General features: G+C 72.6%; 15 protein-coding genes and 1 pseudogene. 8 read left to right on the plus strand and 8 right to left on the minus strand.

The window, feature by feature from the left end; genetic code table 11:
- The first annotated feature begins 501 nt into the window (after positions 1-501).
- A complete protein-coding gene (locus ACZ4VW_RS32060) occupies positions 502-951 on the plus strand; it encodes a PTS sugar transporter subunit IIA (protein WP_467968587.1) in 450 nt (149 codons plus the stop codon).
- 82 nt (positions 952-1,033) lie between these two features.
- Entirely contained in the window at positions 1,034-2,704 is a 1,671-nt protein-coding gene (gene ptsP / locus ACZ4VW_RS32065; protein WP_467968589.1) for a phosphoenolpyruvate--protein phosphotransferase, read from the plus strand.
- A gap of 67 nt (positions 2,705-2,771) precedes the next feature.
- Here ptsP and ACZ4VW_RS32070 read toward each other — a convergent pair whose 3' ends face one another.
- Together ACZ4VW_RS32070 and ACZ4VW_RS32075 are read right to left on the minus strand one after the other, a co-directional pair.
- The gene (locus tag ACZ4VW_RS32070; RefSeq protein ID WP_467968591.1) at positions 2,772-3,668 is read right to left on the minus strand and encodes a hypothetical protein; all 897 of its coding nucleotides are present in this window, start codon (positions 3,666-3,668) and stop codon (positions 2,772-2,774) included.
- A 22-nt stretch (positions 3,669-3,690) separates the two neighbouring features.
- Complete coding sequence (locus ACZ4VW_RS32075) at positions 3,691-4,953, minus strand: MFS transporter (RefSeq protein WP_467968593.1); 1,263 nt, start codon at positions 4,951-4,953, stop codon at positions 3,691-3,693.
- 46 nt (positions 4,954-4,999) lie between these two features.
- Between ACZ4VW_RS32075 and ACZ4VW_RS32080 the strand changes: the two genes are divergently transcribed.
- Entirely contained in the window at positions 5,000-6,319 is a 1,320-nt protein-coding gene (locus tag ACZ4VW_RS32080; RefSeq protein WP_467968595.1) for an aminotransferase class I/II-fold pyridoxal phosphate-dependent enzyme, read from the plus strand.
- A 34-nt stretch (positions 6,320-6,353) separates the two neighbouring features.
- Here ACZ4VW_RS32080 and ACZ4VW_RS32085 read toward each other — a convergent pair whose 3' ends face one another.
- A complete protein-coding gene (locus ACZ4VW_RS32085; RefSeq protein ID WP_467968597.1) occupies positions 6,354-8,324 on the minus strand; it encodes an acetoacetate--CoA ligase in 1,971 nt (656 codons plus the stop codon).
- A 214-nt stretch (positions 8,325-8,538) separates the two neighbouring features.
- Between ACZ4VW_RS32085 and ACZ4VW_RS32090 the strand changes: the two genes are divergently transcribed.
- Positions 8,539-10,890, plus strand: a complete 2,352-nt coding sequence (locus ACZ4VW_RS32090) for a glycoside hydrolase family 31 protein (RefSeq protein WP_467968599.1) — start codon at positions 8,539-8,541, stop codon at positions 10,888-10,890.
- 166 nt (positions 10,891-11,056) lie between these two features.
- Here the strand turns inward: ACZ4VW_RS32090 and ACZ4VW_RS32095 are convergent, their stop codons facing one another.
- Positions 11,057-11,566: an NUDIX domain-containing protein gene (locus tag ACZ4VW_RS32095; RefSeq protein WP_467968601.1), complete on the minus strand. Its 510-nt coding sequence runs from the start codon at positions 11,564-11,566 to the stop codon at positions 11,057-11,059.
- 59 nt (positions 11,567-11,625) lie between these two features.
- Here ACZ4VW_RS32095 and ACZ4VW_RS32100 point away from each other — a divergent pair, with 59 nt between their 5' ends.
- The 3 genes from ACZ4VW_RS32100 (at position 11,626) to ACZ4VW_RS32110 (ending at position 14,325) form a co-directional block, all read left to right on the plus strand.
- A complete protein-coding gene (locus ACZ4VW_RS32100; RefSeq protein WP_467968603.1) occupies positions 11,626-12,435 on the plus strand; it encodes a M15 family metallopeptidase in 810 nt (269 codons plus the stop codon).
- 238 nt (positions 12,436-12,673) lie between these two features.
- Complete coding sequence (locus ACZ4VW_RS32105; RefSeq protein ID WP_467968605.1) at positions 12,674-13,141, plus strand: Zn-ribbon domain-containing OB-fold protein; 468 nt, start codon at positions 12,674-12,676, stop codon at positions 13,139-13,141.
- A complete protein-coding gene (locus tag ACZ4VW_RS32110) occupies positions 13,138-14,325 on the plus strand; it encodes a lipid-transfer protein (protein ID WP_467968607.1) in 1,188 nt (395 codons plus the stop codon). Before ACZ4VW_RS32105 ends, ACZ4VW_RS32110 begins: the two co-directional genes overlap by 4 nt.
- Before the next feature lie 236 nt (positions 14,326-14,561).
- Here ACZ4VW_RS32110 and ACZ4VW_RS32115 read toward each other — a convergent pair whose 3' ends face one another.
- From ACZ4VW_RS32115 to ACZ4VW_RS32130, 4 genes are read right to left on the minus strand one after another with little or no spacing between them, the layout of a single operon-like run.
- The gene (locus ACZ4VW_RS32115) at positions 14,562-15,173 is read right to left on the minus strand and encodes a GTP-binding protein (protein WP_467968609.1); all 612 of its coding nucleotides are present in this window, start codon (positions 15,171-15,173) and stop codon (positions 14,562-14,564) included.
- Positions 15,154-15,615: a DUF742 domain-containing protein gene (locus tag ACZ4VW_RS32120; RefSeq protein ID WP_467968613.1), complete on the minus strand. Its 462-nt coding sequence runs from the start codon at positions 15,613-15,615 to the stop codon at positions 15,154-15,156. Before ACZ4VW_RS32120 ends, ACZ4VW_RS32115 begins: the two co-directional genes overlap by 20 nt.
- A gap of 40 nt (positions 15,616-15,655) precedes the next feature.
- A complete protein-coding gene (locus ACZ4VW_RS32125; protein WP_467968611.1) occupies positions 15,656-16,096 on the minus strand; it encodes a roadblock/LC7 domain-containing protein in 441 nt (146 codons plus the stop codon).
- The gene (locus ACZ4VW_RS32130; protein WP_467968615.1) at positions 16,093-18,918 is read right to left on the minus strand and encodes a nitrate- and nitrite sensing domain-containing protein; all 2,826 of its coding nucleotides are present in this window, start codon (positions 18,916-18,918) and stop codon (positions 16,093-16,095) included. The genes ACZ4VW_RS32125 and ACZ4VW_RS32130 overlap by 4 nt, the downstream gene beginning before the upstream one ends.
- A 438-nt stretch (positions 18,919-19,356) precedes the next feature.
- Here ACZ4VW_RS32130 and ACZ4VW_RS32135 point away from each other — a divergent pair.
- Positions 19,357-19,693 (plus strand): annotated as a pseudogene (locus ACZ4VW_RS32135) (hypothetical protein); the annotation flags it as partial.
- Between the last annotated feature and the right edge of the window lie 375 nt (positions 19,694-20,068).

A 20,068-nucleotide genomic window follows, 5' to 3' on the forward strand; every position in this document is an offset into this window, starting at 1 on the left:
GCACGCTGTTGAGTTCTCAAGGAACGGACGCTTCCTTCGTACTCGCCCTCTCGGGCTTTCCTCCGGGCTTTTCCCTTCGGTCTTTCGTGTTTCCAGCTTAGCAGATCCGATTTCCGTTTCTGCCACCCGCTGGAGCGGGCTTGCCGTTTCAGGAATTCGCTTTTCGCGCTTTCCCTTGCGGCGGGGTCAAACACTACCAGGCTTTCTCGCTCCCCCTGACCACCCCTCCGCAGGCATGCAGAGGTGTAGACCACTGGGGTTAGGATCTGGCTTGATAGGTGCTGCCGACCCACGACTCAACGTCGCGTTGGGGCCAGGCAGGTGTACGACAGTACATCCCACCTTCAGTAGAGGCAAATCGTTTCCGGGTGGTCCCTAGGTCTGCCAACTAGTACGTCTCGTGCGGAACTAGGACTTCTCATGACTTACGCTTCTGAGCAGTACGCCGTCCAGGACAGGTAGTGACGGCGCCACACAATCTCCGCCCCTGGGAGGCTTCCCATGACAACCGTGACGTCGCCACTTGCCGGTCGCGCCATCGGTCTCGCCGCTGTACCCGACCCGGTCTTCTCCGGCGCGATGGTCGGTCCCGGCACCGCCATCGATCCCGTGCGTGAGCCCTCGGCGGCCGTGTCGCCGGTCGACGGCGTCATCGTTTCCCTGCACCCGCACGCCTTCGTCGTCGTCGACGGCGAAGGACACGGGGTGCTGACCCACCTCGGGATCGACACCGTGCAGCTCAACGGCGAGGGCTTCGAGCTGCTCGTCAACAAGGGCGACACCGTGAAGCGGGGACAGGAAGTCGTTCGCTGGGACCCGTCCGCGGTCGAGGCCGCCGGCAAGTCCCCCATCTGCCCGGTCGTGGCTCTCGAGGCCACGGCCGACTCCCTCTCCGATCTCGTCGAGGACGGCGACGTGAAGGTCGACGACGAGCTCTTCGGCTGGAACTGACGTCGGCGTCGCCCTCGGGGCGACCGCCGTTCCATATACATCGCGGCGGCCGGATGCCGCCGCTCTAGCGGAGACGGGTGAGATGGAGACAACGCTGCGAGGCGTCGGCGTCAGCCACGGAGTGGCGATCGGCGAGGTTCGGCACATGGGCACGGCGGTTCTCGAGCCGCCGGCCAAGCAGATTCCCGCCGAGGAGGCGGAGCGCGAACAGGGGCGCGCCCGCCAGGCCGTGGAGGCCGTGGCTGCCGACCTGATCGCGCGCGGCAATCTGGCCGGGGGCGAGGCACAGCACGTGCTGGAGGCCCAGGCGATGATCGCGCAGGACCCGGAGCTCATCGCCGATGTCGACCGCCGGATCGCCGTCGGCAGCACGGCCGAGCGCGGTATCTACGACGCGTTCTCCCACTACCGCGAGCTGCTCGCGGGCGCGGGTGAGTACATGGCCGGACGCGTGGCCGACCTCGACGACGTGCGGAACCGTATCGTCGCCCGTCTCCTCGGCGTGCCGATGCCAGGTGTGCCGGACAGCGACGAGCCGTACGTGCTGATCGCCAGGGACCTCGCTCCCGCGGACACCGCGCTGCTCGACCCGACGCTGGTCCTCGGTTTCGTCACCGAGGAGGGCGGGCCGACGAGCCACAGCGCGATTCTCGCGCGGGCCCTCGGGGTGCCGGCCGTGGTGGCGCTCCCCGGTGCCGGTGAGATCGGCGAGGGCACGGTGATCGCCGTGGACGGTTCCACCGGCGAGCTCTTCGTGAACCCGAGCCAGGAGAGGAAGGCCGAACTGGCTGCGGCCGCTGCCGAGCGCAAGGCCGCGCTCGCCGCGTCCAGTGGTCCCGGTGCGACCTCGGACGGGCACAAGGTGCCGCTGCTCGCCAATGTCGGCGGTCCGGCGGACGTGCCGGCGGCGGTGGAGGCCGGGGCCGAGGGCGTCGGTCTGTTCCGTACGGAGTTCCTCTTCCTGGACGACAGCAGGAAGGCGCCGTCGGAGGAGAAGCAGATCGAGGCGTACCGCAAGGTTCTCGAGGCGTTCCCCGAGGGCCGTGTGGTCGTGCGGGTGCTGGATGCCGGTGCGGACAAGCCGCTCGACTTCCTGACGCCGGCGGACGAGCCGAACCCGGCGCTGGGTGTGCGCGGGCTGCGGACGCTGCTCGACCACCCCGAGGTGCTGCGGACGCAGCTGACCGCGCTGGCGAAGGCCGCCGCGGGTCTGCCCGTGTACCTCGAGGTCATGGCGCCGATGGTGGCGGACCGTACGGACGCGAAGGCGTTCGCCGACGCCTGCCGTGAGGCGGGGCTGCGGGCGAAGTTCGGCGCGATGGTGGAGATTCCCTCCGCGGCGCTGCGGGCTCGGTCGATCCTGCAGGAGGTGGAGTTCCTGTCGCTGGGCACCAACGACCTGGCGCAGTACACCTTCGCGGCGGACCGTCAGGTCGGTGCGGTGTCGCGGCTGCAGGATCCGTGGCAGCCGGCGCTGCTCGACCTCGTGGCGCTGTCCGCCGACGCGGCCAAGGCGGAGGGCAAGAGCTGTGGTGTCTGTGGTGAGGCCGCCGCGGATCCGCTGCTCGCCTGTGTGCTGACGGGTCTGGGGGTCACCTCCCTGTCGATGGGTGCCGCGTCGATTCCGTATGTGCGGGCGACGCTCGCGAAGTACACGCTGGCGCAGTGCGAGCGGGCCGCGGCTGCCGCTCGTGCGGCGGACACCGCCGAGGAGGCCCGTGTGGCCGCGCAGGCGGTGCTGTCCGGGGAGTGATCCCGGAGCGGTCTCGGAGTGCGAAAGGGGCTCCCCGTCACGAAGGTGGCGGGGAGTCCCTTCGGCGTCAGTGGTGGGTGGGCCGGTCGTCGTCCTCGGGGGCGAGGGCGAAGCCGGCGCGGTAGTCGACGTCCGGTTCGGGTGGGAGGGGTTCTCCGGTGCGGGCGTCGGTGCAGTAGGCGCTGAACACCTCGGCCTCGGTGAGGGGGTGGAGGGTGCCGCGGGTGAGGCGCCAGCCGTGGAGGCGGTCGCGTGCCCCTGGGCTGGTGGTGCGCAGGACGACTCCGCCGGGGCTGTCGAGGGCGATGCCGGCGGCGAGGACGGTCGTGAATTCGGCACCCGCGTCGGCGTCGAGTCGGGCGGGTCCGTTCTCGTCGCAGGTGGCGTGGAGGACGGCGAGGAGGTGTTCGTCGGCGGCGGCGACGCTGCAGACGAGGTGGTGCGTGCCGGGGCCGGCGGCTTCGAGGAGTCGCATCAGCAGGCGGGAGGCGTCGTCGAAGGCGGCCCGGCCGATGTCCTGGCCGCAGTCGGCGCAGGCGCCGGTGTCCGTGAGGAGCATCGTGGCGTACTCCCAGGTCGCGTGGCGGACCGTCGTGTCGATGAGGGTGGGGACGAGGGTGGCCATGGGCTGGCCGGTGTAGGCGACGCGGGGGCTGGTGGCGGCCAGTTCGGCGGTGTAGCGGCTGCGGCTGGCGGGGCGGTCGGGATCGAGGCCGGTGTTCTCGCAGTACCGCGCGTACTCCTCGGGGTCGAAGAGGGCGACGGTGGTGTGACCGCCCTGGGCGGCGAGTGCCTTGAGCAGGCCCTCGATCTGGCGGAGGTAGGCGGGGTGGTCGTCGAAGGCGAAGGTGTCGTACCGGCGCATGGCCGCGAAGTCGTCCTCGTCGGCGAGGAGGCCGACGGTGCTGGGGACTTCGCGGCGCAGGGCGCGGCGCAGGGATGTGGTGGTGCCGGGTCGTGTCATGTCTCCCCCTGAGCGCTGTCGATCAGTGCTCACTCACCGTAACGGGCGCCACTGACAGTGACCGCTTGGCGAGGTGGCGGCGGACGAGACGGTGCTGGGCGGCGCAGGTGGCGACGAGGCCGGCGCCGAGGAGGGGCCAGGCGAGGGGGCCGGCCGCGATGACGCCGGTGAGCAGGAGGGGGCCGGCGAAGCGCTGGGTGGCGGGGGCGAGGCCATGGACGCCGAGGTAGGCGCCCTGGGCCTCGTCGGGGGCGAGGGCGACGGAGAGTTCCCAGGAGGCCGTGGCGTGGAGGATCTCGGCGAAGGTGAGGGCGACGGCCGCCGTGACGAGGGCGGTGATGGCCACGGCCGGTCCGTCGGCGGCCGAGGCGGCGAGGGCGAGGGTGCCGGCGCCGAAGAGGCAGGCGAGGGGGATGAGGAGGCGGCGGGCGGCGTCGGTGGTGGCGCCGAAGCGGGCGAGGGGGACCTGGAAGAGGACGACGAGGACGCTGTTGAGAACGAGCAGCAGCGGGGCGAGGCCGACGGGGGCGTCGGTGGCGTGGACGATCCAGAGCGGCATGGCGACCTGGAGGATCGTGTCGTGGAGGGCGAGCGCGGCCTCGGTGGTGGTGAAGAGCAGGAAGCCGCGGTCGCGCCAGGGGTTGGCGGGTTTGCCGGCGGGTGCCTCGGTGGTGGCGTCGGCCGCGACGCGGGAGGGAGCGGGCGGTTCGGCGCAGCGCAGGGTGAGGGCGGCCATCACCACGTACGTGAGGACGTTGCCGAGCAGCAGGAGCTGGAAGGCGGTGGTGGTGGCGACGGAGAGGGCGGCCGCGGCGCCGAGTCCGCCGAAGGCCCAGCCGAGGTTGGAGACGGTGCGGTTGATGGCCTGGTAGCGCACGCGCGCGGGGCCGGCGATGCGGGCGGCGTACAGCTTGGTGAGGACGTTGGTCCCGCGGTCGGGGAGGGCGCCGATGGCCGAGTAGAGGACGAGGAGGGCGAAGTGGTCGGTGGTGAGGAGGGCGAGGAGGGCTACGGCGCGCAGGAGTTGGGCGCCGATGAGGACGCGGGTGAGGGGGAAGCGGTCGGCGAGGCGTCCGGCGAGGGGTGCGCCGGCGATGCCGACTCCTCCGGAGATGCCGACGAGGAGGCCGACCTGGGCGATGCCGAGACCGGAGACGTAGGTGAAGTAGAGGGCGATCGAGGTGGCCCAGAGTCCGGTGCCGCACTTGTCGACGAAGCCGATGGCGAGCATGCGGCGGCCGTCGACGCCTCCCGGAACGCGCCTCTTCCACGATGACCGGCTCACTCGACCCCCCTTGACCTCAGCTTTGCATTGATACATAGTTCGGTACGTGGCAACACAATATTCGATCGTGGGGACGACGGCCAAGGGGATTGCCGCGTCCGTGGAGTTGGGTGTGGCCGAGGGCGGGCTCGGGCCGGGGGACGCGCTGCCTCCGGTGCGGCGGCTCGCGGACGAGCTCGGCGTCAGTCCGGGCACGGTCGCCACGGCGTACAAGGAACTGCGGCAGCGAGGCGTCGTGATGACGCGCGGGCGGGGCGGGACGGTGGTCGCGGCGATGCCCTCGGTGGCCTCGCGTCGGCCGCCGCGGGTCCCGGCCGGTCTGGTGGACCTGGCGGGTGGTCATCCGGATCCGGCGTTCCTGCCGGAGCTGCGGCCGCCGGCGCTGGTCCGGCCGGTGTACGGATCCCATCGCGCGGCGCCCCGCCTGGCGGTGCTGGAGGAGCTGACCCGCGCATGGTTCGAGCGGGACGGCGTACCGGCGGAGCATGTGACGTTCGCGCACGGGGCGCTGGACTGCGTCGCGCGCCTGCTTTCGACGGAGTTGCGGCCCGGGGACGCGGTGGCGGTGGAGGATCCCGGGTTCCACCATCTGCTGGACCTCGTACCGGCCTTGGGGCTGCGGGCGGTCCCGGTCGCGGTGGACGGTGAGGGCCTCGTGCCGGATGCCCTGCGGTCGGCGCTGCGAGCCGGAGTGCGGGCGGTGGTGTGCAGCCCACGGGGACAGTGTCCGACGGGCGCGTACTTCGGCCGGGCGCGGCGGGACGAACTGGTGGCGGTATTGCGGGAGTTCCCCGAGGTCCTGGTCGTGGAGGACGACCACAACGCGGACGTCGCGGGAGTTCCTGCGTACACCCTGGCGGCGGCCGGTCTCGAGCGGTGGGCGCAGGTGCGGACGGCGTCCAAGCATCTGGGCATCGACCTGAGGTGGGCCGGTCTCGCCTGTGACGCGGCGACGCTGGCCCGGCACGACGGCCGGATGCTGATGACGTCCGGCTGGGTCAGTCACGTCCTGCAAAAAACGGTGGCCGGGTTGCTCGGGGACCGGGCGGTGGCGGAGCTGGTGGCCGCGGGAGCGGCGGCGTACACCGAGCGGCGTACGGCGCTGATCGACGCGCTGGCGGGCCACGGGATCGCGGCGACGGGGTCGAGCGGGCTCAACGTGTGGGTGCCGGTGCGGGACGAGTCGGCGGTGGTCAACGGGTTGCGGACCCGGGGCTGGTGGGTGGCGGCCGGGGCACGGTTCCGTGTCGCGTCGCCGACGGCGGTGCGGATCACGACGGCGACGCTGGGGGCGGAGGCGGCGGTGCGGCTGGCTGCCGACTTCGCCGAGGCGCTGGGCGAGTCCCAGGCGACGTACGGGGGGTAGGGCGCTCCCCCACCCCCCGCCCGGTCACGTCATGTCACGTGGTCCGGTTCCTGGCCAGCTCCTCGTAGAAGGCGAGCAGTTCGAGGTTGTCGACCGAGCCCGGATTGACGGCCTTGGACATCGGGGTGCCCTGGAGGAGGCGTTTGACCGGGACCTCGATGCGCTTGCCCGTGAGGGTGTGCGGGACGCCGGGGACCTCGATGATGTCGTCGGGGACGTGGCGCGGGGAGAGTTCGGTGCGGATCGTTCGCTTGATGCGGGCGATCAGCGCCTCGTCCAGGGCCGCGCCCTCCGCGAGGTGGACGAAGAGCGGCATCCAGTACCCGCCGTCCGGCTCCTCGATGCCGATGACGAGGGATTCGCGGATCTCCGGGAGGCGTTCGACGGCCTCGTAGATGTCCGCGCTGCCCATCCGTACGCCCTGGCGGTTCAGGGTGGAGTCGGAGCGGCCGTGGATGACGACCGAGCCGTGGTCCGTGATCGTGATCCAGTCGCCGTGGCGCCAGACGCCCGGGAACATCTCGAAGTAGCTGTCGCGGTAGCGGCTGCCGTCGGGGTCGTTCCAGAAGTGGATCGGCATGGACGGCATCGGGTGGGTGACGACGAGTTCGCCGACCTCGCCGATCAGCGGCTTGCCGGAGGGGTCCCAGGACTGCAGGTCCGTGCCGAGGCCGGCGGCCTGGAGCTCGCCGATGTGGACCGGCAGGGTCGGTACGGCTCCGGCGAAGCAGGAGCAGACGTCCGTGCCGCCGCTGACGGAGGCGATCCAGAGGTTCTCTCGGACCTCGTCGTGGAGCCAGCGGAAGCCGTCGGGCGGGAGCGGCGAGCCGGTGGTGGCGACGCACGTGACGCGGGAGAGGTCGAAGTCCCGGCCCGGGTGGACGTCGGCCTTGGCGCAGGCCATGACGTACGCGGCGGAGGTGCCGTACAGCGTCGCGCCGGTCCGTTCGGCCACGCGCCACTGGGCGCCGGTGTCGGGGTAGCCGGGGCTGCCGTCGTAGATGACGACGGTGGTGCCGGTGAGCAGGCCGGAGACGAGGAAGTTCCACATCATCCAGCCGGTGGAGGTGTACCAGAAGAACACGTCCTCGGGGCCCAGGTCGCAGTGCAGGCCGAGCTGCTTGAAGTGCTCGATCAGGATGCCGCCCTGGGACTGCACGATCGCCTTGGGCAGACCCGTCGTGCCGGAGGAGTACAGCACCCACAGCGGGTGGGAGAACGGCACCTGCTCGAAGACCGGTTCCACGTCGGCCGTCGTGAGGTCCGACCACGCGAGCGCTCCCTCGGGGGCCTCGGTGCCGAGGAGGGGGATGTGGACGACGGCGCGGAGCGTGGGAAGTTCGGCGCGCAGTTCGGCGACGGTCTCGCGGCGGTCGTGCTCCTTGCCGCCGTAGCGGTAGCCGTCGACGGTGAACAGGACGACCGGTTCCACCTGCTGGAAGCGGTCGAGGACGCTGCGAGCGCCGAAGTCGGGGGCGCAGGAGGTCCACACCGCGCCGACGGCGGCCGTGGCGAGGAGGGCGGTGACGGCCTCGGGGATGTTGGGGAGGTAGCCGCTGACGCGGTCGCCGGGGCGGACGCCCAGAGCGCGCAGTTCGGCGGCGAGCGAGCCGACCTGGCGGCGCAGTGCCGCCCAGGTGATGGGGCGCGGCTCATGTGTCTCGTCCACATGGAGCAGGGCCGGCTCGTGGGGGCGCTCGGCCGCGGCGCGCAGGGCGTGCTCGGCGTAGTTGAGGGTGGCTCCGGGGAACCACTCGGCGCCGGGCATCGAGCGGTCGCCGAGGACGCGCTCGTACGGGGTGGCGAAGCGGATGTCGAACCATTCGGCGACGGCCTGCCAGAACGTCTCCAGCTCGTCCACCGACCAGCGGTGCAGGGCCGGGTATCCACCCTCGGCCGGGGCGCCGTGGCGCTCGGCGGCCCAGGACTGGAAACGGGTGACCGCGGCTGCGGCGATGCGTTCCTCGTCCGGCTGCCAAAGCGGCTCGGTGTGCGCTGATGTCATGGGGCTGCTCCTGGGCGTACGCGGGATCTGCGTGTGTCGCGCGCACGTGCTGGGGTGTGCGCGTGACGCGGCTGACAGGGACGATGCCATGGGAGCGGCGTTCGCACCAGGGTTCCCCGCCCATGGTCGAGCAGCTGAATATGTGCTCCCACCACGGGTGAACGGAAGTTGAACGGACCTCGCGCGCGCCCCGCCGAATGGCAGGGTGATCAGCATGGACGGTCGTGAGCTGGTGCGTTCGGTGAGGGTGTTCGGATCGGTGCAGGGGTTGCGGGCGGTGCGTGCGGCGTGGCGGCAGCGCCGGACGGACGCGTGGGGTCTGCCGCCGAGAGGGACGGAACGGGCCCGGGTGCCGGGGCCGGTCGGCGAGGCGGAGCCGATGCCGGGCGGGGGGATCGTCCGGTTCGCCCGTTCCGAGCTACGGATCAGTGTGTCGGCGGGAGGGACGGTCTTCTGGGGCTGGGACGGGGCCGGGCCGCTCCCTTCGTACGCCCTGGCCGGAGAGCCGCCCGAGCCGGATCCGCGGGCCTTCCTCGAGCCGGACACCGACGGCGGCTGGCGGGTGGTGTCGGAGCGGGTGACGGTCGCGGTGTCCCGGCACGGGGCGGTGGAGGTCCGCACCCCCGGTGGCCTGGTACTGCGGCGGGATCTGCCGCCGCGCTGGTGGGAGCCGGTCGGGGGCGGTCCCGCGCGCTGGGTGCAGCGCAGCGAGGTGCCCGCCGACGCACGGTTCTTCGGGCTCGGCGGGCGGGCGTCGGGGCCGCGGCTGCGCGACGGTTCGTACCGGCTGTGGAACACCGACCCGAGGGGCAGTTTCTCCCCCGGCGACGATCCGCTGTACATCACGATGCCGGTGCAGTTCGTGGTCTCGGACGCGGGCACGCATCTGGCGTTCCACGACAACTCCTGGGACGGCCGGGTCACGCTCACCGAAGGTGAGGAGGGGGCGGGTTCGGGTCACGACCGGCCGGGGACCAGCGAGGTCCGGATGGGGGGCGGGCCGCTTCGCTGCTGGGTGGTGGCCGGCACCACCCCCGCCCGGGTCCTGCACGGCTGGGCGGCGCTGACGGGGGCGCCCGCGCTGCCGCCGTCCTGGGCGCTGGGTCCGCAGCACGCGCGCTGGGGGTTCGGCAGCGAGCGTGAGGTGCGGCGGGTGGTGGCCGGCTACCGCGAGCGGGGAATGCCGTTGTCCGTGCTCCATCTGGACATCGACCACCACGAGGCGCATCAGGTGTTCACGGTGGACCGCGAACGGTTCCCCGATCTGCCGGGGCTCGCCGCGGAACTGCGGGAGCAGGGCGTACGGCTGGTGTCGATCGTGGACCCCGCGGTGCGGGCGGAGCCGGGGAACGCGGTGTACGACAGCGGGACGGCGGTCGGCGCGTTCGTCCGTGACGGACGGGGGAACGAGGTCCAGGGGGTGGTCTGGCCGGGCGAGTGCGCCTATCCGGACTTCACCGATCCCGCGGTACGGGAGTGGTGGGGCGGCCTGTACGAGGAGCGGCTCGCGCAGGGGTTCTCCGGGTTCTGGCACGACATGAACGAGCCGGTCTCCTTCTCCCCCTTCGGGGACCCGACGCTGCCGCGCTCCTCCCGGCACGCGCTCGAGGGGCGGGGCGGCGACCACCGTGAGGCGCACAACGTGTACGGGCTGACGATGACCTGGGCCGGGTACGAGGGGCTGCGCCGGCTCCGGCCGGACGAGCGGCCGTTCCTCTTCTCCCGCTCGGGCTGGGCGGGGATGCAGCGGTACGGCGGGACCTGGTCCGGCGACGTGTCGACCGGGTGGCCGGGGCTGCGGGCGTCGCTCTCGCTGGTTCTGGGGCTCGGGCTGTGCGGGGTGCCGTACTCGGGGCCGGATGTCGGCGGCTTCGACGGGAGCCCGTCACCGGAGCTGTTCCTGCGGTGGTTCCAACTGGGGGCGTGGCTGCCGCTCTTCCGTACGCACGCGGCGATCGACGCGGGACGGCGTGAGCCGTGGGAGTTCGGGCCCGAGGTCCTGGAGCACGCGCGCGTGGCGCTCGCCGAGCGGGAGCGGATGCGGCCGTACTTCGTCACGCTGGCCCAGCTCGCCCGGCTGACCGGGGCGCCGTACGTCCGTCCGGTGTGGTGGGGCGCTCCGGAGGACCGGGCCCTGCGGGACTGCGAGGACGCCTTCCTGCTCGGCGACGCGCTGCTCGTGGCGCCGGTGCTCGCCAAGGGCGCCGACCGGCGCGCGGTGCGGCTGCCGCGCGGGCGCTGGTACGACACGGCGACGGGGCGCGCGTACGAAGGGCCGGGACAGGTCCTTCTCGACGCGCCCGCGTCGCGCATCCCGGTGCTCGCGCGCGCGGGGTCGGTGATTCCGGTGCGGGGTGCGGACGGTGGCCTGGAGCTGGAGGTGTGGGCGCCGGCGGCCGGTCGGACCGGGGGCGGGCTCGTCGTACGGGACGCGGGGGACGGGTGGGAACCGGCCGAGATCGAGCGGTACGCGTCGCGGCTCGTGGACGGCCGGGTGGTGGTGGAGCGGGTGACGGACGCGGGGGCGGAGGAGGTGGGGCTTCCGGTGCGCGTACGGGGCGTATAGGGGGCGGCGGGCGCCCCATCCGGGCGGAGTGGGGTGGGATGACACCGTGTGCGGGCGGAGTGGGGCGGGACGACGGCGCCGTCGGGGCGGGGCCAGCCGGGGTGACCGGCCCCGCATCCGGTGCGGGTGTCGGGGCGGCCCCGCTTGCCGCGTGGGTGCGGGGGCCTCAGCGGGCGGAGGCGTAGCGTCCGTCGAACCAGCGCCGTACCGCCTCCGTGTGCAGGGGGAAGGCCAGTTCCTCCGGGGCATGGAGAAGGTGGCGGCCGGTGGTCTCGTCCGTGGGGGCGGACGGCGGCAGGTCGGCTGCAGGGCGGAGCGGGAGCAGGCCGAAGACCAGGAGGTGTCCGCCCGGGGAGCTGAGCGCGTCGGCGAGCCGTACCTCCCCCGCCGCCGCCTCGATCCCGGTCTCCTCACGCAGCTCGCGGACGACCGCGTCGCGCCAGTCCTCGGTGTGGTCGATGAAGCCTCCGGGCAGCGCGACCCCCCCCTTGGCGGGTTCGATCGAGCGGGTGATGACGACAAGTCCGGTTGCCCGGACGTCCGTCACGGGGAGCAGGGCGACGGCCACGGGCAGCGGATTGCGGTAGGCGACGGCGCCGCAGGTGGTGCACCGGCGGGGCCAGGCGGCGGGCTCGGCGTAGCGGGTGCCGCAGGCGGAGCAGTAGGTGTCCTTCACGTCAGGACCGTATGCGATCACCCCTTTCCCGCGCCTCCCGGAACTGATAGACGGTGCACATGACAGGACTTGCTTCCGTTTTCCGTAGGCTCGGTGCGCCGGTGGCCGCCGGTCTGCTCGCCGCCACCGCGGCCGTACCGTCCGCACAGGCCACACCGGAGCCCAAGGCCCCGAAGGAGTTCGTGGCGCTGAGTTCGGTGGACCGGACGATCATTCAGGAGATGCGCTACACCACGGAGCACAACTTCGTGGGCGAGGCGGTCGACGGCTACCGCCAGCCGCTGTGCATCCTGACCCGCCCTGCCGCCGAGGCGCTGCACCGCGCCCAGGTGAAGCTGCTCGCGCGGGGGTATTCGCTGAAGGTCTACGACTGCTACCGGCCGCAGCGGGCCGTCGACCACTTCGTCCGCTGGGCGAGGGACCTCGAGGACGAGCGGATGAAGAAGGAGTTCTATCCGCTGGTCGACAAGTCGAGGTTGTTCGCGGACGGTTACATCGCGGAGAAGTCGGGGCACAGCCGCGGCTCGACGGTCGACCTGACGATCGTGAAGCTGCCGGCCGCGCCCACCCGCCCGTACACGCCGGGCGAGGAGCTGGTGGAGTGCTACGCCCCGCAGGCCGAGCGCTTCCCCGACAACTCGGTCGACATGGGCACGGGTTTCGACTGCTTCGACACGCTGTCGCACACCGAGGATCCGCGGATCGGCGGCGCGCAGCGGGCGAACCGGCAGCTTCTGAAGGGGACGCTGGCCGAGCAGGGGTTCGTGAACCTGCCCGAGGAGTGGTGGCACTTCACGTTCAAGCCGGAGCCGTTCCCGGGCACCTTCTTCGACTTCCCGGTGGCGCGGCGCTCGGTGGCCGGTCACTGACCGGGAGGTGACCGGGTCGCGCCGGGTGACGGGCGGCACGCCGGTGCGGGCCGGGGGCGGGCGGCGGGCCGGGAGCGGATGGGTGACGGGCGGCCGGGACCACCCCCGTGGGTCCCGGCCGCCCGTTCCGTACGTAGGGACGCGAGGAAGGCCCCGACGGTTCTCAGCGCACGAGATCCGTGGCAGACTCCTGACGCTTCGTCAGATTCTGTCGTTCCTGGTGCTCGGGAGGGCCGTCGTGACACGGACGCGCAGACCGGTGGTGGCCGGATGGTTCACGGACGACGGCGAGGAGGGGGACTTCCGGCTCCTCGGGACCCGGTGCACGGCCTGCGCCTCGGTCTTCTTCCCCCGCGAGGACTCCTGGTGCCGCAACCCCGGGTGCCCGGACGGTGGCGAACTCGTCGAGGCCCCGCTCTCCCGGCGCGGCCGCGTGTGGTCGTACACGGACGGCCGCTACCGTCCGCCCGCGCCCTACGTCTCCGACCCGGACGCGCCCTGGGAGCCGTACACGCTGGTGGCGGTCGAGCTGGCCGAGGCGATGGTGGTGCTCGGGCAGGCGGCGCCCGGGGTGCGGACCGCGGACCTCGCCATCGGCATGGAGGTCGAGGTGGTGCCCGGGGTCCTGAACGAGGACGACGCGCACATCTGGACCACCTGGCACTGGCGGCCGGTGCACGCGCGCGTGGCGGAGGAGCGGTCATGAACGACATCGCCGTCCTGGGGGCCGGGATGCATCCGTGGGGCAAGTGGGGGCGCAGTTTCGTCGAGTACGGGACCGCGGCGGCCCGGGCGGCCCTCGCGGACGCCGGGCTGACCTGGCGGGACATCGGTTCGGTGGTCGGCGCCGACACCGTGCGGTGCGGATATCCGGGATACGTGGCGGGGGCGACGTTCGCCCAGGCGCTGGGCTGGCAGGGGGCGCGTGTCACCAGCGTCTACGCGGCCTGCGCCTCGGGGGCGCAGGCGGTCGGCACGGCGCGGGCGCAGATCCTCGCCGGCCTGGCGGACGTGGTGCTCGTCGTCGGCGCCGACTCGGCGCCCAAGGGTTTCTTCGCCCCGGCGGGCGGGGAGCGGCACGACGACCCGGACTGGCTGCGCTTCCGTGTCCTCGGGGCGACCAATCCGGCGTACTTCGCGCTCTACGCCCGCCGCCGGATGGCCCTGTACGGGGACACGGCGGAGGATTTCGCCCAGGTCAAGGTGAAGAACGCGGCCGCCGGAGCGCTCAACCCGCTCGCGCGCTATCGCACGGCGGTGAGCGCCGAGGACGTCGCGGCCTCGGCCGTCGTCGCCGACCCGCTGCGGCTGCTCGACATCTGCGCCACCTCGGACGGGGGCGCGGCGCTGGTGCTGTCCAGCATGGAGTTCGCCCGCCGCCACGGGCACCCGGAACCCGTCCGTATCCGGGCGGTCTCCACCGTGACGCCAACGTACCCGAAGGCGGTCCTCGACCTGCCCGACATCGCGACCGACTCCGCGCTCGCCGTCTCCCCCGCGCCGCACACCTTCCGGGCATCCATCGCGCGTGCCGCCTACGAGGAGGCAGGTGTCGGGCCCGAGGATCTGTCGCTGGCGGAGGTGTACGACCTGTCCACCGCGCTGGAGCTGGAGTGGTACGAGGACATCGGTCTGTGCGGCGCCGGTGAGGGCGCGAAACTGGTAAGGGAGGGGATCACGGCGCTGGGGGGCCGCGTCCCGGTCAACTCCAGCGGCGGCCTGGGGTCCTTCGGCGAGGCCGTGCCCGCACAGGCCCTCGCGCAGGTCTGCGAGCTCACCTGGCAGTTGCGGGGCACGGCCGGCGACCGCCAGGTGCCCGGGGCGCGTGTCGGGATCACCGCGAACCAGGGGCTGTTCGGGCACGGGTCGGCGGTGGTGGCGGTGCGCTGACCGGCGCCGCCGGGGCGATGCGGTCGGCCGGGCCGGTCGGGCTGGTGTGAAGGCGGTGCGCTGGCCGGCGCCGGGAGGCGGTGCGATCGGCCGGTGCCGAGGGGGGTGTGATCGGCCGGTGCCGGGGGGCGGTCGGCCGGGCCAGCGGCGGTGCGATCGGCCGGCGCGGGCGGTGCGGTCGGCCGGGCCGTGGTGGGCAGCTCGTGGGAGCGGTCCACCACGGCCGGGACCCGGTGTCAGGTCGGGACGGGGGCCGGGGCGGCGCGCTGGTCCGCCAGGACCAGCGCGTGCTCCACGACGGCCACGAGGACGTTCTTCACGGACTCCCGGTCGCGCGCGTCGCACATCAGGAGCTCGACCTCGGGGTCGAGGTCGAGCGCCCCGCGCACGGTCTCGGCCGGGAACCGGCGGGCGCCCTCGAAGCAGTTGACCGCCACCGTGAACGGGATGCCGCGCCGCTCGAAGTAGTCGATCGCCGCGAAACTGTCCTCCAGGCGACGGGTGTCCGCCAGCACGATCGCCCCGAGCGCACCCTGGGCCAGTTCGTCCCAGAGGAACCAGAAGCGGTCCTGGCCGGGTGTGCCGAAGAGGTACAGGACCAGGTCCTCGCGAAGAGTGATCCGCCCGAAGTCCATCGCGACCGTGGTGGTCGACTTGGCCTCGACCCCGTGGAGATCGTCGACGGGCCGGCCGGCCTCGCTCAGGATCTCCTCGGTGCGCAGCGGTCTGATCTCGCTGACGGCGCCGACCAGCGTCGTCTTGCCCACCCCGAAACCGCCCGCGACCAGGATCTTCAGCGTCACCGGTTCGACAAGCGGCTTCTTGCGGCTAGAGCGCCCGAAGGCCATTGATCACCTCGCGGAGAATGCTCACGTCCGGCAGCTCGGCCGGCGGAACGGGGCGGGTCACATGGACGAGTTCGTCCTCGACGAGATCGCCGACGAGGACGCGCACGACCCCCACGGGGAGGTCGAGTCCGGCGGCGAGTTCGGCGATGGACTGCGGCATGTCCGAACAGCGCTCGACGATCTCCACGTGTTCCGGGGAGAGCGTCTGGTCACGGCCCGGATCGTCCGCGGCGGGCTCGGGGACCACCAGGGCGATCAGGTCGAGGCGATGACGGGTGGCGGCGCTGGTCCGGCCGCGGGTCATCGCGTACGGACGGACCACCGGCCCGGCCTCGTCGTCGAACCAGTGGTGGGCCGGGCCCGGCCCGCGGTCCCGCGGGTGGGCTTCGGTCGTGCCGTCGGTCGTACCGTCGGTGAGGCCGGCAGTCGTGCGGTCGGTCATGCCGTCGGTGCCAGTGCCTTCAGTCATGGTGTCCCCCCACTCACCCTCCGGCGGACGGTCCGGTGCGAGGCGCCGTCGCGAGGTGGGCGCCGACCCTCTTGACCATCAGTGTCATCTCGTAGGCGACCTGGCCGACGTCCGAGTCGGCGTCCGCGAGCACGGCGAGGCAACTGCCGTCCCCCGCCGCCGTGACGAAGAGGAACGCGTCCTCCAGCTCCACGACGGTCTGCCGGACCCTGCCCGCCTCGAAGTGACGGCCGACTCCCTTGGCGAGGCTGTGGAAGCCGGAGGCGACGGCGGCGAGATGCTCGCCGTCCTCACGGGTCAGCGCCGCGGAGGCACCGGTGGGGAGTCCGTCGCTGGAGAGCACCAGGGCCTTGCGGATCGACGCGACCCGCTGGACCAGCTCGTCGAGGAGCCAGTTCAGCTCGCCGTTGGCGTTTCCGGAGGTGTGGCTTGCTGCGGCGTTCGGTGCGGTCATCGACCGTCCCCCTCGGGTGTCGTTCCTGGTGCTGTCGTCTCGGCGTTCTGCCGTCGTCCGCGCTGCCAGCCGCGCTGCATGGAAGCCATGCGGCTGCGCACCTCCTCGGCATCGCGCTCGAAGTCCGTGTCGGCGGAGGCGGTGGAGCCCGTGGACGCCTTGTCGTCGCCGCGTTCGCCCGTCTCCCGCAGCTGGGGCGCGAGACTCGCCTGCCGGACCCGGCGGGGCAGCCCGCCGAACTCCGCGGGACCCCCGAACTCGACGGGACCGTCGGGCTGTACGCGACGTTCGGCCGGGGCCGGGCCGTCGGACGAGAAGGGGCCGGCGGGCGGTACGGGTACCAGCGTGGGCGGCGTCGGGGGCGGGGTCGGCGTCCGGTCCTCGCGCTCCTGCGCGGCGGACGGGTGCGCGCGGCCCGGCTCGTCGATCCGGCGGCCGTGGTCGACGACGAGCGTGGGCGGGCGGCGGCGGGGCAGCGGCAGGGGGCCGCGCTCGGGCTCCCGGTCGATCCTCTGGTCGTTTGCCGGGTCGCTCGCCGGGTCCGGGGTCTGCTCGTGCTCCTCGGCCCCCGGGGCCGGGGCGAGCCCGCGGCGGTGGCCACGGGGGCGGAACAGGCCACCGCGCTCGCTCTCGGTGTCCTCCAGATCGGCGGCGGACGAACCGAGCGGACCGAGCAGGGACTCGAAGCCGGAGGTGCCGAGGGGCGGTTCGAGCTCCACGGGCCCGTCGAGCGGGCCGTCCAGGAGCGGGGAGGTGGTGGAGCGCGTCGATCCGGTGCCCCGGGGCGCACCGCCCGGCACCTTGGTGAGAGCGGGACGGCGACTCGGCCGGTCGGCGGCGCTCTTCTCCCGCTCCGCGAGCCCCCGGTCCAGCGGCTTGCGGTCCAGGGTCTTGCGGTCCAGTCGGAAGCCGGCGCCCTGGGTCTCGGGCGCGTCGGTGAGCAGGGCGGCCGGGATGAAGACGACCGCGGTGGTCCCTCCGTACGGCGAAGGCTGCAGCGAGACGCGGACGTTCTGGCGCTGGGCGAGCCGGCTGACCACGAAGAGGCCGAGGCGGTCGGTGTCGGAGAGCTCGAACTCCGGTGTCTCCGCGAGCCGGAGGTTGGCGTCGAGCAGGGCGTCGGGGTTCATGCCGAGGCCGCGGTCGTGGATCTCGAGGGTGAAGCCGTTGGCGACCCGCTCGCCGAGCACCTGGACGGCGGTGTGCGGGGGCGAGAACACCGTGGCGTTCTCCAGGAGTTCCGCGATGAGGTGGGTGAGGTCGGCGACGGCGGGGCCGCCCACGCCGAGGCGGGGCAGGCGGCGCACCTCGATCCGCTCGTAGTCCTCGACCTCGGCGACCGCCGCGCGGACGACGTCCATGAGCTGGACGGGCTTGCGCCACTGGCGGGAGGGCGCGGCGCCGGAGAGGATCACGAGGCCCTCGGCGTGGCGGCGCATGCGCGTGGTCATGTGGTCGAGCCGGAAGAGGTCGGCCAGTTCCTCGGTGTCCTCGGTCCGCCGTTCCATGGTGTCGAGGAGGGTGAGCTGGCGGTGCAGCAGTACCTGGTTGCGGCGGGCGAGGTTGACGAAGACCTCGGAGACGCCGCGCCGCATGTCGGCCTGCTTCACGGCGGCCTCGACGGCGGCCCGCTGCAGGGTGTTGAGGGCCTGGCCGACCTGGCCGACCTCGTCCTGCTCGTACCGCAGGTGCGGCACCTCGGTCTCGACGTCGACGTGTTCGCCCGCGGCGAGGCGGCGCATGACGCTGGGCAGACGCACGCCGGAGACCTCCTGGGCCTCCTTGCGGAGCCGGCTGAGGTCGCGGACGAGTTCCCGGCCGACACGGACGGAGACGATCAGGGAGACGAGCAGGGCCAGGAAGCCGAGGACACCGGCGACACCGGCCTTGAGCAGCACGCTGTAGGCGGCGGGCTGGACGCGCTCCTGGTAACGGTCTCCGGCGGCGGTGTTCTCCCGTGCGAGGTCGTCGAGGACCGGGTTCGCCCGTTCCTCCCAGCGCTCCGCGGTGATGGTGCGCGGGCTCTTGGTGGGACCCGCGGCGATCAGCTCCTCCTCGGCCCGGCGCAGCGGCTCGGTGTCGGGACTGCCCCAGTACTTCTCGAACTTCTCGCGTTCGACGGTGGGCAGGACCTCGAGGTTCACCTCGTAGAACTGCTTGCGGTGGGCGACGAGGTCGGTGACCGCGCGCAGCTCCTCGGCCGTGACGCGTCCGGAGATGAGCGCGGAGACGACCAGGGCGTCCTCGCGGGAGAGCATCTCGCGGCCGCGGACGATGCCGACGAGGGCACGGCCCTGCTTGTCCATCTCCACGTTCTCGAGCGCGTGGAGGGTCATGAGGAAGCTGTAGCAGGGGTCGACCAAGCGGTTGTAGAAGTCGAGGGCCTGCATGCGGCCGATGCTGCGGTTCTCCACGGAGCGGCGGAGCGCGTCCAGGCCGTCCAGAGCGGTCAACAGCGATTCGAGGCGCTGCGAGGCGACGGGCCGCATCTCCTCGCGTACGCCGGAGTCGGCGGCGTTCCGCCGGATGAGGGCGATCTGGCGGTCGGTGGCGTCGCGCTGCTCGCGGAGGGTGGTGAGGGAGTCCGAGGCACGCGGATCGGCCAGATAGATCAGCGACTGCCGGCGTTCCTTCTGAATGACGCGGGCCGTGTCCTCGATGGGGTAGCCGACCTTCTCGACGATGTAGCCGACGTCGAGGAGCTGGTCCGCCTCGCGCCCGGTGAGTACCGTCGCGAAGCCCCAGAGGCCGGTGAGGGAAACGAGCGGCACCAGCAGCAACGCCACGATCTTCCGGCGGATGGACTTCCCGCGAAAGCGCATGGCCTCCCCCAGTTCGGCCTCCACCCGGCGCGGAGGTCCTCCTTTGCGACGCGTGGCGTCAACACACAGCGTCAACACATGGCGTCAACCATCGGCTTCAACAAACGGCTTCAACAAACGGCGGCGCGAGCCTACTACTGCATCACAGCCAACTCGAAGGCACATCCGGGCGATTTTCAGCCTCTCGAGTGAGCGTTGATCATGAGATGTCCTGGTATTCGAGGAGTTGGGATTCGCCAGTGTGGCGCAGGACACCTGGCGGGGCTCGGCGTGTGCGGCTACGGCAGATGGCCTGAACTGTTCCTTCCGGTACGAACGTGGGGAAACCTTTTCGCTCCGCCGAGCGTCATTGTGTGCGGGGAGGGGTGTGTCCGTGTAAAGCCACTCATGACGGGCAACCGCCCCTGAGGACGGGTCAGCGGTGGGGAGTGACGAACGATGGTGCACGAGGCGCGACCGGCACGGCAGTTGTGGGTGGAGGACGAGAAGGCCCGGCGCCGGTTGCCGGACCCTGTGCGTACCGCCGCCGTGAGGGCCGTGCTGCTCACCTCGGTGACGCTCATACAGGCGACGGTGGCCTTCCTCTTCACGGTCACGGGCTCCTGGCTCGCGTTTCCGTTGCTGCTCACCTCGGTGGGCAGCACGGTCGTGGCGACATGGAGCGTGCTCGACGTGTGGGTGACGCGTCAGGTGTGGCGGCAGCGGAACGGTGTGGTGTCGGAGCCGAGCAGTACGGCGCGCCGGCTGCGGCGCGAGCGGCGCCGGGCGCGGAAGGTCGCGCAGATGCCGGACGGCGATGCGGCGGCCGGGGTGGCGGGCATACGGCAGGTCGCGGAGGCCCCGCGGAACGACGACCGGAGGGCGGACGAGCGGCCCGCGAGGGTCGACCGTTCGGCCCGGGCCGAGCAGCGGGCCAGGGCTGAGCAGCCGGCCCGGGTTGAGCGCCCGGCGCGGGACGAGCAGCCGGCCAAGACTGAGTCGGCGGCGCGGTCGGAGGCGCACGCGCTGTCCGATGCCGCCTGAGGCGCGCACACCGCCGGTGCCGACGGGCGTCTCGGGGGGGGGGGGGGGGGGGGGGGGGGGGGGGGGGGGGGGGGGGGGGGGGGGGGGGGGGGGGGGGGGGGGGGGGGGGGGGGGGGGGGGGGAGGGG

It is taken from the genome of Streptomyces sp. NPDC029139, from assembly GCF_055564335.1.